This window comes from Lysinibacillus sp. RS10 (genome assembly GCF_041956855.1).
Taxonomy (GTDB): Bacteria; Bacillota; Bacilli; order Bacillales_A; family Planococcaceae; genus Lysinibacillus; species Lysinibacillus xylanilyticus_A.
In genome coordinates this window covers 2,735,209-2,750,143 of sequence record NZ_CP167122.1, presented here as the reverse complement: position 1 = coordinate 2,750,143, position 14,935 = coordinate 2,735,209, and the positions used below count along the sequence as shown (strand labels likewise).

Sequence of the window (14,935 nt, the reverse complement as noted above, 5' to 3'; positions counted from 1 at the left end):
GAGCTGCATTCAAACTTAAATGATATAGTATATTTTTCAATCCACGCTATCAAGCGACATTAATAATAATAGCATAATTTTTTGAGAATTGAGTTAATTTCATAATTTTAATCCCTTTAGTATCAAGGATTCTGAAACAATAAAAAACGGGCACCTCCCCAAATTCGGTATAATGGTAGCGACGAAACTAAACCATACTGAATGAGGTGAATGCCCTATGACTATTGTAAAACAAATGAGCCTATTTGACATCCAAGAATTATTGAAAATGGAAAGTTCCCATCGATTTGATGCGATTTTTGCCACTTTCGACGTACAGCCGATTTTTCAGCTATTTTCAAAAAAGACGTTACGCGGTGCTCCACGTGAATTAAATTACGGTGCTATGATACAGTCACTCATTGTTCGCATTGTCGAACGTATTCCAACAATCAAGGATTTAAACAAACGTTTGGTCAATGATCCTTTATTCCGCTTGGATTGTGGATTTCTTGTTTCTGATGTTGTGCCTTCTGAAGCGTCTTATTCTCGAATGATTGATGTCATTAGTCAATCCGATGTACTTGATGTGATGCAAGATACATTGATACAAGTAGCCATGACAGAAGGCTTTCTAAACGATGTACATCTCGCTATAGATGCCACACATTTTGAATCATGCGATGCAGCGAAACCTTCGGTGAAAAAAGGGACGGCACCACCAAAAAAACGTGGACGAAAATCAAAAGAAGAACGAGATGCTTGGCTGACGAAACAAGTAGAAATCAAAGCCAATCAGTCAACTTATGAAAAAGAAATCAAGGACCAACTCGACACACCACTGGAGACACTGTGGCAAGATGCCCCCATCGAACCGAATTGGGGCATCAAAAAGAACAGTGACGGTAAAAATACGTTTTGGTTTGGCTTTAAAGGACATCTCGCGGTGACGACCAAGAGTCAATATATCGTTAGACGCCTCATGACATCTGCTAATTTGTCAGATAGTAAAGCAGCGATTCCTCTTTTAAAGAAAGCAGAAGACCAATTTCCAGGGCATTTTACAACCGCTATTTTGGATGCAGGGTATGATTATGAACCCATTTACCGTCAATTACACGAATATCAAATGCGTGCAGTCATTCCCTATAATGTCCGCAATGAAGGCGAGTATCTCGGATTTGATGAGCATTTCAGACCGACTTGTGTACGTGAACACAGCTACCGCTATGACAGCTTCGACGAAAAATACCGAACACTAAAATTCACAAGGCCAAAGGAATGTGCAACCTGTCCGTTACGTGATGATTCCCTCTGTCAGAAGGTTTTCAAAATCAAATGTGACATAGATTTACGAAAATTCACGTATCCAGCACGAGGCTCCGAACTATGGAAGCAACTTTATAAGGAACGTACAGCCGTTGAACGTGTAAATGCATACCTAAAGCAATATTTTCAGTTAAACAATGTCCGTCACAGAACAGGAAGAAAAGCTAAACTACATTTCAACCTGGTGACGTTTATTTATAATGCCTGCAAGTTAGCGGTGGATCGTCTGAATGCTTTATCACAAGTACAAATTCAAGCAGCATAATTTTTAAAAACGCAAGTTTTCTTAATAGGAGTAGTCTAGGCTTTTGAAAAATATGATTTATGAAATTGATTCAATTAAATTTTAATTTAAAATATTGTTCATATATTATATTTATTTAATGTTTGTTATGTTACTTAATAAGATGTTGACAAAATAGGTTAATATTGGAATGATTGGATATGGATAATTCTTAAATAGAATTACTCACTAAGAATTTTTGAGTGAGAGATTCTCCTTTCTAATTTTCTCGCTTTCATTAAAAAGAGAATTTTCCTCAAGAATCCATAAAGAAGTTCGTGCAATTATTTTATTAATTCAAGGGGGTGACAAAATGACAAAAATACGAAATCAAATTGAGTTTGAGTTACATGGTGCCTATGCATTATTTACAGACCCACTTATGAAGCTTGGTGGTGAAAAGATGACAACTCAAATTCCAAGTTATCAAGCACTAAAAGGAATTGTGGAATCAATCTATTGGAAACCTTCTATTATTTGGTATATCGATGAAATTCGTGTTATGAATGCTATTCGTATGGAATCGAAGGGTGTACGACCAATTGACATGTCAGGTGGAAATACGCTTGCCAATTACAGTTATTTGCGAGATGTACGTTATCAAGTAAAGGCACATTTTGAATTTAATACAAATCGTATGGATTTGGAGCAAGATTTCAATGAGAATAAACATCACAATATCGCTAAACGTTGTGTCGAAAAGGGTGGACGTCGTGATGTCTTTTTAGGCGCAAGAGAATGTCAGGCTTATGTAGAGTCGTGCATTTTTGGTTCTGGGGATGGTTTTTATGATAATTATGATGAGGTGCACTTTGGTACGATGGTGCATGGCTTAAATTATCCTGATGAAACTGGACGTAATATGCTAGAAACAAGACTTTGGCAGCCAAGAATGAAAAATGGCTATATTTCTTTTATTCGCCCAGAAGATTGTTCGCTCGTCCGTCCAATTAAGGAAATGCATGCAAAATCGTTTACTCTAGGAGAATCCATGACCGCTGTGGATGAAGAACACGAGGAGCTGGAGGTGAAAAAATGAGTTATTTACGTGCTTTGTTTAAAACTTATGAGGAAAATGAAGCGCAAGTAGGCGAGATTTTCTCTAAAGAAACAAAAGATAAAAAAGTGCTTGAATATACACTATTGCCGATTTCACATACAACTCAAACCGCACATATTGAGATGATTGTTACGCTCGACAGTACATTATATGATGCAAAAGTTATTGAAAAAATAAATACTATTTTACCGTTCACAGAAAGCTCTGGTAGTCGTTCAGGTAAAAACTATGTGTCACATATGCTGCAAGACAAGCTGATGTATGTGGCAGGCGATTATTTTGCATTTACACAAGAAGAAGATAAGAGAGATGCACATTTATATTATTTAGAACAGCTCGGAGAATGGTGTAAATCGCCTTATAGTCACCCACATGTACAGGCAATATACGAATATGTAAAAAAAGGAACGCTCATTCAGGATTTGGTGGACCTCTCTATTTTACACCTTACAGATGCAGGACTACTGCGTTCAAAATGGGATACAAAGCAAGATGGGGACAAGCCGCTTATTTTCCAAATGCTTGCAGGTGCGCAGGAAAGCGCATTTGTTCGTTTTAATGTTCATGTGCCTGGAGAAAAAACTGACCCTGTCTGGAGTAATAAGGATATTTATAATGCCTATAGTCAATTTTATAATACAAAGCTGCAGGAAAGCGATATTTGCTATGTGACTGGTGAATATTTACCATTTACTGTGCGTCACCCTAATAAACTACGAAATTCGGGTGATAAAGCTAAGCTAATTTCAGCAAATGACAGTACCGGTTTTACATACCGTGGTCGTTTTAAGGATAGTTTTGAAGCGGCGAATATTAGCTATGATGTCTCGCAAAAAGCGCATAATGCATTAAAATGGCTGATTGAACGGCAAGGAAAGCAAATAGATGGACGCATATTCCTTGTATGGGGCTCAAAAAATCCTGATATGCCCTATGTAGCTGATGATTTATCAAGCGATGTTTTTAAAGGCTTGAATTTCTTTTTGGAGCAACGTGATGCAATGCTTTTGCAAAAAGCGGATACAAAAAAGGTTTTAGCCGACCAGCATAGCCAAATTATTAGCGGCATCAAAAAGAATATGGATATTCAGGAACATGATGATGAAAAAGTATATATATTAACGCTTGATGCTGCAACACCAGGACGATTGGCAGTACTCTATTATCGAGATTTAGATATCAAAGAGTATTTTGCTAAGCTACTAATCTGGCATGAGGATTGCAGCTGGCGCCATACTAGGAAAAAGAATGATGAATGGGTGCAGTACTTCGGCTCTCCATCCTTTTATACAATTTCACATGCTGCATATGGCCCGAGACCTAGTGATAAGGTTGTCAAAGGTGTCATGGAGCGAATGCTGCCTTGTATACTTGATGGACGAAAAATTCCGATTGACATAGTACGTAGTTCTGTTGCACGCGCCTCTAACCCACAATTTTACAATCAAACGTGGGAATGGGAACAGGTACTAGGAGTTGCATGCTCACTGGTGAAAAAACATTACTATGACAAAGATGAGGAGGTTTATACTGTGGCACTCAATACTACAAACCTAGAGCGTGATTATCTATTTGGTCGTTTACTTGCGGTTGCGGATGTATTAGAAAGGAATGCGTTAGGTAAAGAAGAGAACCGACCAACAAATGCCTTACGTTATATGAATGCATTCTCTCGACACCCTGCAAGAACTTGGTCTACAATTCAGCGAAATTTACAACCTTATCAAATGAAGCTAAGAGACAAAGGAATTTATTATACGAAGCTTATTGATGAGATTGGTGCGCAAATGGATATTAACGACTTCACCGATGTACCACTGACTGGTAAATATTTACTTGGGTACTACAGCCAGCGACAAGCGTTGTACACAAAAAAAGAGAAAAATGAAGAGGAGAGTTAATTGATGACAACATTAGATCATAAAATTGATTTTGCGGTTGTATTTTCTGTACAAAATGCCAATCCGAACGGTGATCCATTAAATGGAAATCGTCCGCGTCAAAATTACGATGGTTATGGTGAAGTATCAGATGTTTGTATTAAGCGTAAATTACGCAATCGCCTACAAGATATGGGTGAAGCAATTTTTGTACAATCTGATGATCGTAATAATGATGGCTTTAAAAGTTTAAACGATCGTGTAGATGCGATTCCAGAGCTTAAAAAGATTAAGGCTGATAAAAAAGGCAATGCAGATGTGTATGCAACGATTGCAAGTACTACTTGGTTTGATGTACGTGCATTTGGGCAAGTATTTGCTTTTAAAGGAGATTCTTTGTCTGTCGGAGTACGTGGTCCAGTATCTATTCACCCAGCTATTAGTCTTGCTCCAATCGACATTACAAGTATTCAAATAACAAAAAGTGTAAATTCTGTGACGGGCGATAAAAAAGGCTCTGATACAATGGGTATGAAGCATCGAGTTGATTTTGGTATCTATAAATTTTTTGGAAGTATTAATACACAATTGGCTGAGAAAACAGGCTTTACAAATGAAGATGCTGATAGATTAAAAGAAGCATTAATTACATTATTTGAAAACGATGCTTCCTCTGCTCGTCCAGAGGGATCACTAGAAGTACATAAAGTGATTTGGTGGGAGCATAATTCAAAACTTGGCCAATACTCATCAGCTAAAGTTCACCGTTCATTAAAGGTAGAAGGGGAATCTATAGATGATTTAACAATCTTAGTTGCGCCATTAGAGAGGCTGAAGGTAAATGAGCTGGACGGTAAGTGATGATGTCGATTATTTAATGTTATCGGGTATTCAGCATTTTCGCTTCTGTCCACGACAATGGGCGTTAATTCATATAGAACAGCAATGGGCAGAAAATGTTTTGACGATTGAAGGCCAACATGTTCACGAAAAAGCAGATCAACCATTTTTACGTGAAAAGCGGGGAAGTAAATTAATTGTGAGGGCGATGCCTATTCACTCTCGTAGTTTAAAGACGAATGGTATTTGTGATGTTGTAGAATTTCATGAACATAAGGAAGGTGTTCCCATACATGGCGAGACAGGCACTTATATACCAATTCCAGTGGAATACAAGCGTGGAAAACCAAAGAAAGGTCAAGAGGATGTTGTTCAACTTGTGGCACAAGTAATATGTTTAGAGGAGATGCTATTATGTGACATTTCTTCTGCATATTTATTTTATGATGAAATAAAACGTCGTGTTAAAGTTGATATTACAGATGAAATGCGTGATGAAGTACGGCTTATATTTAAACAAATGCATCAATATTTTGATAGAAGACATACGCCAAAAGTGAAAACAGGAAAGCACTGCTCAAGCTGCTCTTTACAAAATTTATGCATGCCAGAGCTCATGTCATCGACTACGATTCGGCGCTATATGGAAAGGTATTTATAATGAAAAAATTACTAAATACATTATTTATTACAACTCCTGATATTTACCTGTCGTTAAAAGGTGAGAATGTTGTCATAACAAAAGAAGAGCAGCAACTTGGTAGATTTCCACTACACAATTTTGAGGCAATCTGTACTTTCGGATATGCTGGAGCAAGTCCTAAATTAATGCATGCTTGTGCAGAAAAGAACATTAATTTAACGTTTTTGTCACGTTCAGGAAGATTTCTGGCGCGAGTAGTTGGAGAAAGTAAAGGTAATGTAATCTTACGTAAGACGCAATATCGTTTATCAGAAAGTGAGGTCGAAAGTGCCAAAATTGCTCGTAATTTTATATTTGCAAAGATTTCTAATCAAAAATGGATTTTGGAGCGAATGGCGCGTGATTATCCCCTTCGTATAGATGTACCAATGTTTAAGCAAGTTTCTAGTGAATTAACTGGAACCATGAGGTCGATTTTAGTGACTGAGGATTTAGAACGTTTACGTGGACTAGAAGGACAAGCTGCCACAGCGTATTTTAAACTGTTCGACCAAATGATTTTGCAACAGAAAGATGTTTTTTACTTTAAAAATCGTAATCGTCGTCCACCAACAGACAACGTAAATGCTTTATTATCTCTTGCCTATACATTGCTTGCCTCAGATGTTACAGCTGCTTTGGAAGCGGTAGGTTTAGATGCTTATGTAGGCTATTTACATCGTGATCGTCCTGGTCGTGCATCACTTGCTTTAGATGTCATGGAGGAGCTTCGTGGAGTTATGGCAGATCGCTTTGTTCTTAAAATGATTAACAAAAAAATGATGCAGACTACTGATTTTGTACAAAAAGAAAATGGTGCTGTGCTTTTAACAGATGATGGACGAAGAAAATTCATTAAAGCATGGCAAGAACGTAAACAAGAAAGTCTTACACATCCATATTTAAACGAAAAAATAAATTGGGGCCTTGTTCCCCACGCACAAGCAATATTGCTTGCACGTTTCTTGCGGGGTGATTTAGAAGAATACCCACCATTTTTGTGGAAATGAGGATTTTACATGTTAGTATTAGTCACTTACGATGTTGTTACAAAAACAACTATTGGTCAAAAGCGATTACGTAAGGTTGCGAAAATATGTGAAAATTACGGAATGCGTGTGCAAAATTCAGTTTTTGAGTGTGTAGTGGATGCAACTCAGTTTAAGCAACTACAACTCGCTCTTCAGGAAATTATTGATGTGGAAGAAGATAGTCTACGCTTCTATCAACTAGGCAACAATTACAAATCAAAGGTTATTCATATTGGAGTAAAAGAAACGTTGAATGTTGAAGATACGTTAATTTTATAAACAAAAATCGGTGCGGATATCAAGCAAACATAAATTCCTAGAGAGATCCGCACCGAATTGTGCTAATAAATCAATCATTAGAATTGAATAGTGTAGTACGAAGGTATTAGGGTTGAATGAAAAATAGTGAAAATCGTTTATAATTACTATTTTTTTATGGATTTTTGCAGTCACTCTCTGTATGGAGAGTGTGGATTGAAATTCAAAAGCTTCAGTATCTGCTGTTAAAGAGGCAAGTCACTCTCTGTATGGAGAGTGTGGATTGAAATGATTGTTTAATTAACGGCATACGTTTATGTTTGGTGTCACTCTCTGTATGGAGAGTGTGGATTGAAATTAGAATTCCAAAAAAAAAATGACTAAATTTTATTAGTCACTCTCTGTATGGAGAGTGTGGATTGAAATACTTGCACAGCTGCAGGTCGGTGAAAATACGATTGTCACTCTCTGTATGGAGAGTGTGGATTGAAATCACCACCAAGTGAGTACCATCCATTTTTTTCTTCGTCACTCTCTGTATGGAGAGTGTGGATTGAAATCTCGTGTACATAGCAACCTCTGTAGCTATACCTTGTCACTCTCTGTATGGAGAGTGTGGATTGAAATAAGAAACTTTGAACCAAATCTTTTATCAATGGTGTCACTCTCTGTATGGAGAGTGTGGATTGAAATTTTTCCAGTAAGCGTGGTGTTATCGCATACGTTAGTCACTCTCTGTATGGAGAGTGTGGATTGAAATTCATATAGAGAAGGTGAGCTTTGTTACAGGGCAACGTCACTCTCTGTATGGAGAGTGTGGATTGAAATGGGAAAAGTTTAGTGCTAGTGAAAAACATATTAAGTCACTCTCTGTATGGAGAGTGTGGATTGAAATGACGATTATTCAGCCCATCCTCAAATACTTTTAGTCACTCTCTGTATGGAGAGTGTGGATTGAAATCTACAAAGGCAGCACCTAAAGTTATCGGAGAAACAGGTCACTCTCTGTATGGAGAGTGTGGATTGAAATTGTTGATTTAAGTGGTTATGCAAACGATAAATTAACGTCACTTTCTGTATGGAGAGTGTGGATTGAAATAGTAGCATCAATCTTTATGATGTTGGTGTAGCGAGTCACTCTCTGTATGGAGAGTGTGGATTGAAATAATATGACGGTGATCCTTTTTACTTTAAGGTTGAGTCACTCTCTGTATGGAGAGTGTGGATTGAAATTTTGCAGACTTAATGAGTGTTATGCCAACGCCGGTCACTCTCTGTATGGAGAGTGTGGATTGAAATGCACATTGGAAAGTAGCGTTTGAAACAATAACTTTGTCACTCTCTGTATGGAGAGTGTGGATTGAAATTGGATAAGCTAAAGGCAATGCATAACTTAACACGTCACTCTCTGCATGGAGAGTGTGGATTGAAATTAACTTTCAAATTCAGCATTTTTTTCATTTCTGTCACTCTCTGTATGGAGAGTGTGGATTGAAATATATTCAATATTTTCGTTATGATCGGACGTACTGTCACTCTCTGTATGGAGAGTGTGGATTGACATATGACAATTTAGATGGTAAGCCCGTAATCAAATAACGCATATAAACAATCAGGCACCTCCTCCGAAAAGGTGCACTTTTTTTTATATTTCGAACTTACAAAGTAGATTAAATAGTTTCAATTATATATGATTTCTTCTGCAATTATACGTGTTAATTAAAAATGTTAAAATTCGACAAAAAAGCTAATATTTTTTATGATAGAATTATAATAAGACAAGCAACGATATAGTAACTTCAATGAAAATTATTATTAAATAATATTAATGTTTTTTTAGAGAAGTTAAAATATTATTAAAATAAAATTGATTTTGGATTGATTAATTTCCATGAATTATCCTATAATTAGTATAAAATGTTCATGGGATGTAGTAATAGTGCATTGTTTTAGAAGTTAGCGTAATGTTTATGAAATAATAATTTCCGATGAAGTTGAGGTGAAAAAAGCATGTTTGGGCTTTCAAAAGAAGAAATTATGTTAATGCTAGAAAAAGTAGATTTAAAAGAGAATCAAAAAAGTGCCATAGCGGAGATCCTTCAGATGAACAATTTGCGAATTGAGCAACAGCTAGCATTTATTATCCATCTAGTAATCGATGAGCGAGAAAAAAATATTTCACATAATACATATTTAAATTAGAAAATGTCGAAGGAATGAGAAAATTGACTTTGACACATAGAATCCGAAATATTTGGACTTATAAGATTTATCAAATCCAAATGGTAAGGTAGCAGAGAACCCGGCCGAGCAATTTGTACGTGCTATAAGTAGTGGCACTAGACAAAAATCAAGTTTACAAGATGAGTATAAACGATTGGAAAAAGAAATTGGCGGAGCTGATGGGTTGTCAGTAAATTATCTTGTCATTTATGGGGCTGTCGTCACTGGTAATAAGAAGACACTCACAAGCTTACAGGATCTTGATTTTATTAAAGCATCTTCAATCGGAGTAATAACGGATAAATATTAACATCTAAATAAGAGACTATATTTGGTCAAAACCTTAAAAAGCGCGAGAAATCAATTTTAAAAACGTTGATTTCTCGCGCTTTTCTGATGTGCTCTTATGCTTATAATCTTTTTGTAAAGCAAATAATACGATTAGCTTCTGAGAAACCTAGTTTAAGATGGACGGCTAGACTTTCGAGATTTTGTAATTCACAATCACTTGCAAATTCAATACATCCCTTACGTTTAGCCCACTGCTCACAACTCTCGACTAGGAGCTTTGCAAAGCCTTTCTGTCGATTTAGTTCTTTGACAAAGAGTCCTTCTAAATAGCCGACTGGGCTTGAGTGGGTACCTTCCACATAATCTGTTCGGAGTTGACATTGTGCAAAACCGACTGCTTCATCTTCTTCATAAGCAAGATAGATCGCAGCGTTTTCTGCGTTAATTAATTGCGCCATTTCCTCGCTAAATTCTTCTAAAGTATGATTTGGCCAAAGTTGTAGTGCTAATAATGCGGCTGTTTGTACATCTTCTATGACGGCTTGTTTAATCATATAGAGTCTCCTTCTTCAATGAAATGGTAAAAATTGAAACTTTTTATTATTCAGAACGTAAAAAGATATAAGATATAAAATACAGGGAGGTTAGTACTTCTATTATCTATATTAGGAATGAATTTGAGCGAAAGCAATTACTTTTGTATTTTTACGAAGATTCACTGCTTTAAAAGGTAAGGTGCTAAATTGGATGAACACCTAACAATGCAAGCGACACAAGACACCTTAATTGTTAGTTCACAGCAAATTTTTGAAAGGAAGATGGAAAGGGGGGAACCTGAATGACAATTTTACAAAAACTGATACAGCAAGCTAAAAAACCAAAAGGATTCGTAGGGTCATTGATGTTGCGAATTATGAATAAGGCACACAAAGGTATGAACACTTGGCTAATGCGTCAAGAAGTTATTAAAGATGGCGATACAGTATTGGATATTGGATGTGGAGGCGGGAATACACTTCGATCATTATCGAAAATGAATCAAAGTGGTACAATTTATGGTATAGATTTTTCTACGCAGGCTGTGCAAGAATCTATAAAAACAAATGAAACAGATGTAGCAAATGGAAAAGTGATCGTGACGCAAGCAAGTGTTTCAAGCATTCCGTACACGGATAAGTTTTTCGATACGATTACAGCCTTCCAAACACATTATTTTTGGCCAGACTTAGCAAATGATGTGAAAGAAGTATTTAGAGTGTTGAAGGACGGGGGTAAATTCATCATTATTTCGGAGCTCTATAAAATTAATTATCATATGAAAGCGTATAAAACAAAACTTGAGATACAGCAGTTATTTGAAAGTGTTGGATTTCAAAGCGTTACTATACAGGAAAACACACAAAAAGGCTGGCTTTGTATTACAGGGCTTAAATAATACATAAAAATGGGGGATTTATAAATGAAAAGATGTGAATGGGTCAAGCTAGATGAACCTTTATATGTTGAGTATCATGACAAGGAATGGGGAAAACCGGTCTATGATGATCGGCATTTATTTGAAATGCTCTGTCTAGAAGGGGCACAGGCTGGACTTAGCTGGTGGACGATCTTACAAAAGAGAGAGGGCTACCGGGCTGCTTTCGACCAATTTGATGTTTCGAAAATTGTTCTCTATACGGAGGACAAGCTACAGGAGCTAAGTCAAGATTCTCGTATCGTGCGTAATAAATTAAAAATTGCCAGTGTTGTGACGAATGCCCATGCTTTTCTACGAATACAAGAGGAGTATGGTTCGTTCTCTGAATATATTTGGGGCTTTGTGGATCATCAGCCGATCATCAATGAATGGTCGTCAATTGCTGATGTGCCTGTCACGACGGAAATTAGTGAACGGATGAGCAAGCAATTGAAAAAAGACGGCTTTAAATTTGTTGGTAGTACTATTTGCTATTCATTTATGCAGGCCATAGGAATGGTTAATGATCATGTCGTTGATTGTATTTGTCGCAGTGAGGATTAGCTGATGAAAATCATTGACATCAAGTCACAGTTGGTGAGACAGGCAACGATCTTTGAAACAGGTGGGATTAGACCTACACATGACTTACTAGAAAGTTGGATTGGCTATGTAGTGTGGTCATTACGACAGGAACAGTGGCCAGAAGGATTTCAGCCACTTGCTACTTTATTTTTAAAGGAACTGCCATTTGTACCAGCATCACTGCAACATTTTAAACTGCTAACGATATTTATTAAAGAAGAAATATTTAATCACCTTATAGAAGATGATCTTAGCCGTTTTTTTGAAATAAGAGCATATACATCTCTAGAAGGGTTAATCCAGCAAAGTTGGAAGCATGAACATATTCGTGCTTTCCCACTTATTCCAAAGCATATTGATAATGATTATCCAGCATGGGATGGGGGAGGGATTCCATCCGATATGGAGGATGAAATTTTGAGTCTAGAGCACGAGGAACATATTGAGTATTTCGATGATATCGTAGAGGAAATATACGCAATTCATAAAATAGGTGGCTATCCAGCTTTTTGCCAAAGTGGTTATGATTTCGGTGAGGAGTTTCCATTTGTATTCCAAATTTCCTCAGACGAAAAGGCATATTTTAATATCGTCGATAATGGAAATTTCTATTTCTTTTTTAATCCAGAGCTAAATGAGTGGCGAGTTCATTGTGATTTTTATTAGCAGTAAAATCATTTCTCCTTCACAGCTAGCAGCGTCAATTCAAAGGTCATAAATACGGCATTCTCAACAATAACTTGATAAATAGACATGTAGCGAATCACCAAAAAAGTGACAGCAATAACAGTAGCTATAAACTCTAATAAAATTTTTCTTATTTATGCTGTTAAGGCTTGAGGGTACTTCCTACTATGTGTCCTTGATAGGATGGAGGCTACGGAAGAGTGAAATGAGGGCGCATCGCTCTTATTAATTGATCTCATGAAGAGGAGGAATGAAGATGAGTCGGCACATACCAGAAAAAAACGGAACAAAGAAGGTGAAAAGAATGGAAAGTAAAACAGTGGTAAAAAACGGTATTGGTTTTGGCTCGGTATTAGCCATTACTATTTCTTGGAGTGTAAATCATTCAATATTATGGGCAATCATTCACGGTTGTTTTAGTTGGTTGTATGTAATCTACTATGCGATAACAAGATAAATTGTGGGTTAACGTGTGAAAATACAAGCAAAGAAGCGGGATAGATGTGAAACCTGATACTATGCAATTGTTTAGAAAAAAATTGCAACATTACATACAATAGTGAATGTATTTTCGTTCATAACTTATAGGCATTTAGCATAAATAACTAAGTGCTCTTTTTTCAAAGAAAAGCTCCTATTATGAATGAAAGTTCACTTACATCATTGCATGTATCGTAGAAGAAAGGTTGATCGGATGACACATCAAGTAACCGCCACAAGCAATATTAATTTTAATGCTTCAGGCGTTGATGAAATATTACAAAATGTAGCTTTTATATTATCTACTTTCGTAATACCTTGCCCGTTATACAGAGATTTTGGTTTTAGACTAGATACTCTCCCGCCTTTTCAGCTGGCAAAAAGACGTAATACCGCACGTCTTATTGAAAGCATTCAACGTTTCGAGCCACGAGCTGTAGTAGTAGATGTAGATTACCTTGGAGATACTTTTGTAGGAAAATTAGAACCAGTTGTGAAAGTAATCGTAAATGAATAAAATTACAAAAAATTGCCAGGCTATTTAACGGTTAGCCTGGCAAAATATAAGTAGATAAGTTGTCAAAAAAAAATAGTTATTGCTTTGATCTCAGAGCTTTTTGTATTGATCGAACAATATGCATTTGCGTTAGAATGCTAGGATTAATTATGCAGCTCTTCTGATTGCATCAACTTTTTGGCAATCAATAGTAAGAGTAGTGTAAGCATTACCTACTTCTTCTAGGAAGTATGCACAACAATTTTTGGGATTAAAGGATAAGAAAATTAGACCTAAGAATCTACCACCGCCAGTTAAGAAAACATCTACATGTCTACCTGGCTCTAAATGTCTTAAGAAATCACATGCACAACCTTTACAGTGATGGTGTTCAGACTTTTCTTCATGACAATGACATTTCTCGTGTTTCATTTCATGTTCACGTTCGCATTTGCATTTATCATGTTCGTGTTCCCACTTGCATTTGTCATGCTTACATTTACATTCGCACTTGCACTCTAACTTCTCATGTTCCTGCTGCCATTTGTCGTGCCAACTACCACAATGGCATTTCTTATGATCCCAGTTCATGTGTTTTCCATATCTATTATCTTGCATATTTTAGTCTCCTTTTAGATTAGTTTTGTTGTATTGGTAGCGCTAACCTTTACACTTATAATCTATGTTTGAAAAATGTAAGGAGATTGGTAAGATGCCCCTGAGTCAGAATAAAAATAATTTTTTTCTAGAAATATGAATAGCTCAATATATATAAATGTTAGAAAAAGATAATTTTTAGAGATGGATAGATAGACTTTCGCCTGAAAAAATGTTTCTGAAGAAATAATCGTCATCAAGAATATACAAGAATAAAAACAACTTGCATGTTGTAACATTGTATAAAATATATAGTATGGAGCGGAAAAATAAGATTATTTATTTTGAAAAAATATGAAATGGAGAGAATAAATGGGGAGATTAATAAAAGGTATTTTTATTTTATTTTCCTTGATATTAATGACTGTAGCATTAATAAAGTATAATCAACCTTCATTTGAATATACCATGCAAAAAAATCCCGACCTAGTTTACGCTGAAGAAATTGGTGGGAAATTACAACAAACGAAGTTTACGCAAAAAATTATCGTAGCATTACGAGCGGCAGGTTATTCTCCAGATAGTACGATAGGGTATTTAATTGAATCTCCAAACAATCAAGTAGTAACTATACAATTACATAATTTAGATGAATTTGATAAAAGTACAGAAAGTGAAATTCAATATATCGTCAACACGATAGCGAAAAATAATAATCTTCAGATGTTTATCGTTGATGTCAAACTTATTGATGTACATTAACAAATGGCACGAAAAT

The 14,935-nt window shown here is 36.2% G+C and carries 16 protein-coding genes, 1 pseudogene and 1 CRISPR repeat array; of the genes and pseudogenes, 15 read left to right on the top strand and 2 right to left on the bottom strand.

The window, feature by feature from the left end:
- The first annotated feature begins 217 nt into the window (after positions 1-217).
- The 9 genes and pseudogenes from ACB089_RS14085 to ACB089_RS14045 form a co-directional block, all read left to right on the top strand.
- The gene (locus tag ACB089_RS14085; RefSeq protein ID WP_374964127.1) at positions 218-1,573 is read left to right on the top strand and encodes a transposase; all 1,356 of its coding nucleotides are present in this window, start codon (positions 218-220) and stop codon (positions 1,571-1,573) included.
- 340 nt (positions 1,574-1,913) lie between these two features.
- Complete coding sequence (cas5c, locus tag ACB089_RS14080) at positions 1,914-2,630, top strand: type I-C CRISPR-associated protein Cas5c (protein WP_374967567.1); 717 nt, start codon at positions 1,914-1,916, stop codon at positions 2,628-2,630.
- A complete protein-coding gene (gene cas8c / locus ACB089_RS14075; RefSeq protein ID WP_374966963.1) occupies positions 2,627-4,552 on the top strand; it encodes a type I-C CRISPR-associated protein Cas8c/Csd1 in 1,926 nt (641 codons plus the stop codon). The genes cas5c and cas8c overlap by 4 nt, the downstream gene beginning before the upstream one ends.
- Before the next feature lie 3 nt (positions 4,553-4,555).
- Positions 4,556-5,392, top strand: coding sequence for a type I-C CRISPR-associated protein Cas7/Csd2 (gene cas7c, locus ACB089_RS14070; protein ID WP_374966962.1), 837 nt, complete (start codon positions 4,556-4,558; stop codon positions 5,390-5,392).
- Positions 5,373-6,032 (top strand): CRISPR-associated protein Cas4, encoded by a 660-nt coding sequence (gene cas4 / locus ACB089_RS14065; protein ID WP_374966961.1) that lies wholly within the window; start codon positions 5,373-5,375, stop codon positions 6,030-6,032. The genes cas7c and cas4 overlap by 20 nt, the downstream gene beginning before the upstream one ends.
- Positions 6,032-7,063 carry a type I-C CRISPR-associated endonuclease Cas1c gene (gene cas1c / locus ACB089_RS14060; RefSeq protein WP_374966960.1) on the top strand — a complete coding sequence of 344 codons (1,032 nt, stop codon included), beginning with the start codon at positions 6,032-6,034 and terminating at the stop codon, positions 7,061-7,063. Before cas4 ends, cas1c begins: the two co-directional genes overlap by 1 nt.
- Positions 7,064-7,072: 9 nt before the next feature.
- Positions 7,073-7,363 (top strand): CRISPR-associated endonuclease Cas2, encoded by a 291-nt coding sequence (cas2, locus tag ACB089_RS14055; RefSeq protein ID WP_374966959.1) that lies wholly within the window; start codon positions 7,073-7,075, stop codon positions 7,361-7,363.
- Between the two features lie 169 nt (positions 7,364-7,532).
- A CRISPR array of direct repeats spans positions 7,533-8,906; the repeat unit is 33 nt; unit sequence GTCACTCTCTGTATGGAGAGTGTGGATTGAAAT.
- A gap of 446 nt (positions 8,907-9,352) precedes the next feature.
- On the top strand, positions 9,353-9,544 hold the full coding sequence (locus ACB089_RS14050; RefSeq protein WP_368637709.1) for a hypothetical protein: 192 nt from the start codon (positions 9,353-9,355) through the stop codon (positions 9,542-9,544).
- A 115-nt stretch (positions 9,545-9,659) separates the two neighbouring features.
- Positions 9,660-9,875 (top strand): annotated as a pseudogene (locus tag ACB089_RS14045) (anti sigma factor C-terminal domain-containing protein); the annotation flags it as partial.
- Positions 9,876-9,975: 100 nt separating this feature from the next.
- Here the strand turns inward: ACB089_RS14045 and aac(6') are convergent.
- Entirely contained in the window at positions 9,976-10,410 is a 435-nt protein-coding gene (gene aac(6'), locus ACB089_RS14040; protein ID WP_374966958.1) for an aminoglycoside 6'-N-acetyltransferase, read from the bottom strand.
- A gap of 284 nt (positions 10,411-10,694) precedes the next feature.
- On the opposite strand from aac(6'), the gene ACB089_RS14035 reads away from it, so the two are divergent.
- The 5 genes from ACB089_RS14035 to ACB089_RS14015 all read left to right on the top strand — a co-directional run bounded on the left by ACB089_RS14035 (position 10,695) and on the right by ACB089_RS14015 (position 13,581).
- Positions 10,695-11,291, top strand: a complete 597-nt coding sequence (locus tag ACB089_RS14035; protein ID WP_374966957.1) for a class I SAM-dependent methyltransferase — start codon at positions 10,695-10,697, stop codon at positions 11,289-11,291.
- Positions 11,292-11,315: 24 nt separating this feature from the next.
- The gene (locus ACB089_RS14030) at positions 11,316-11,876 is read left to right on the top strand and encodes a DNA-3-methyladenine glycosylase I (protein WP_374966956.1); all 561 of its coding nucleotides are present in this window, start codon (positions 11,316-11,318) and stop codon (positions 11,874-11,876) included.
- Between the two features lie 3 nt (positions 11,877-11,879).
- Positions 11,880-12,563, top strand: coding sequence for a DUF1963 domain-containing protein (locus ACB089_RS14025; protein ID WP_374966955.1), 684 nt, complete (start codon positions 11,880-11,882; stop codon positions 12,561-12,563).
- Between the two features lie 277 nt (positions 12,564-12,840).
- Positions 12,841-13,041: a hypothetical protein gene (locus ACB089_RS14020; RefSeq protein WP_374966954.1), complete on the top strand. Its 201-nt coding sequence runs from the start codon at positions 12,841-12,843 to the stop codon at positions 13,039-13,041.
- Between the two features lie 237 nt (positions 13,042-13,278).
- Positions 13,279-13,581, top strand: a complete 303-nt coding sequence (locus tag ACB089_RS14015; protein WP_368637716.1) for a hypothetical protein — start codon at positions 13,279-13,281, stop codon at positions 13,579-13,581.
- A gap of 147 nt (positions 13,582-13,728) precedes the next feature.
- Here the strand turns inward: ACB089_RS14015 and ACB089_RS14010 are convergent, their stop codons facing one another.
- A complete protein-coding gene (locus tag ACB089_RS14010) occupies positions 13,729-14,178 on the bottom strand; it encodes a hypothetical protein (protein ID WP_374966953.1) in 450 nt (149 codons plus the stop codon).
- A gap of 351 nt (positions 14,179-14,529) precedes the next feature.
- Here ACB089_RS14010 and ACB089_RS14005 point away from each other — a divergent pair, with 351 nt between their 5' ends.
- The gene (locus tag ACB089_RS14005) at positions 14,530-14,919 is read left to right on the top strand and encodes a hypothetical protein (RefSeq protein WP_374966952.1); all 390 of its coding nucleotides are present in this window, start codon (positions 14,530-14,532) and stop codon (positions 14,917-14,919) included.
- The last annotated feature ends 16 nt before the right edge of the window (positions 14,920-14,935 follow it).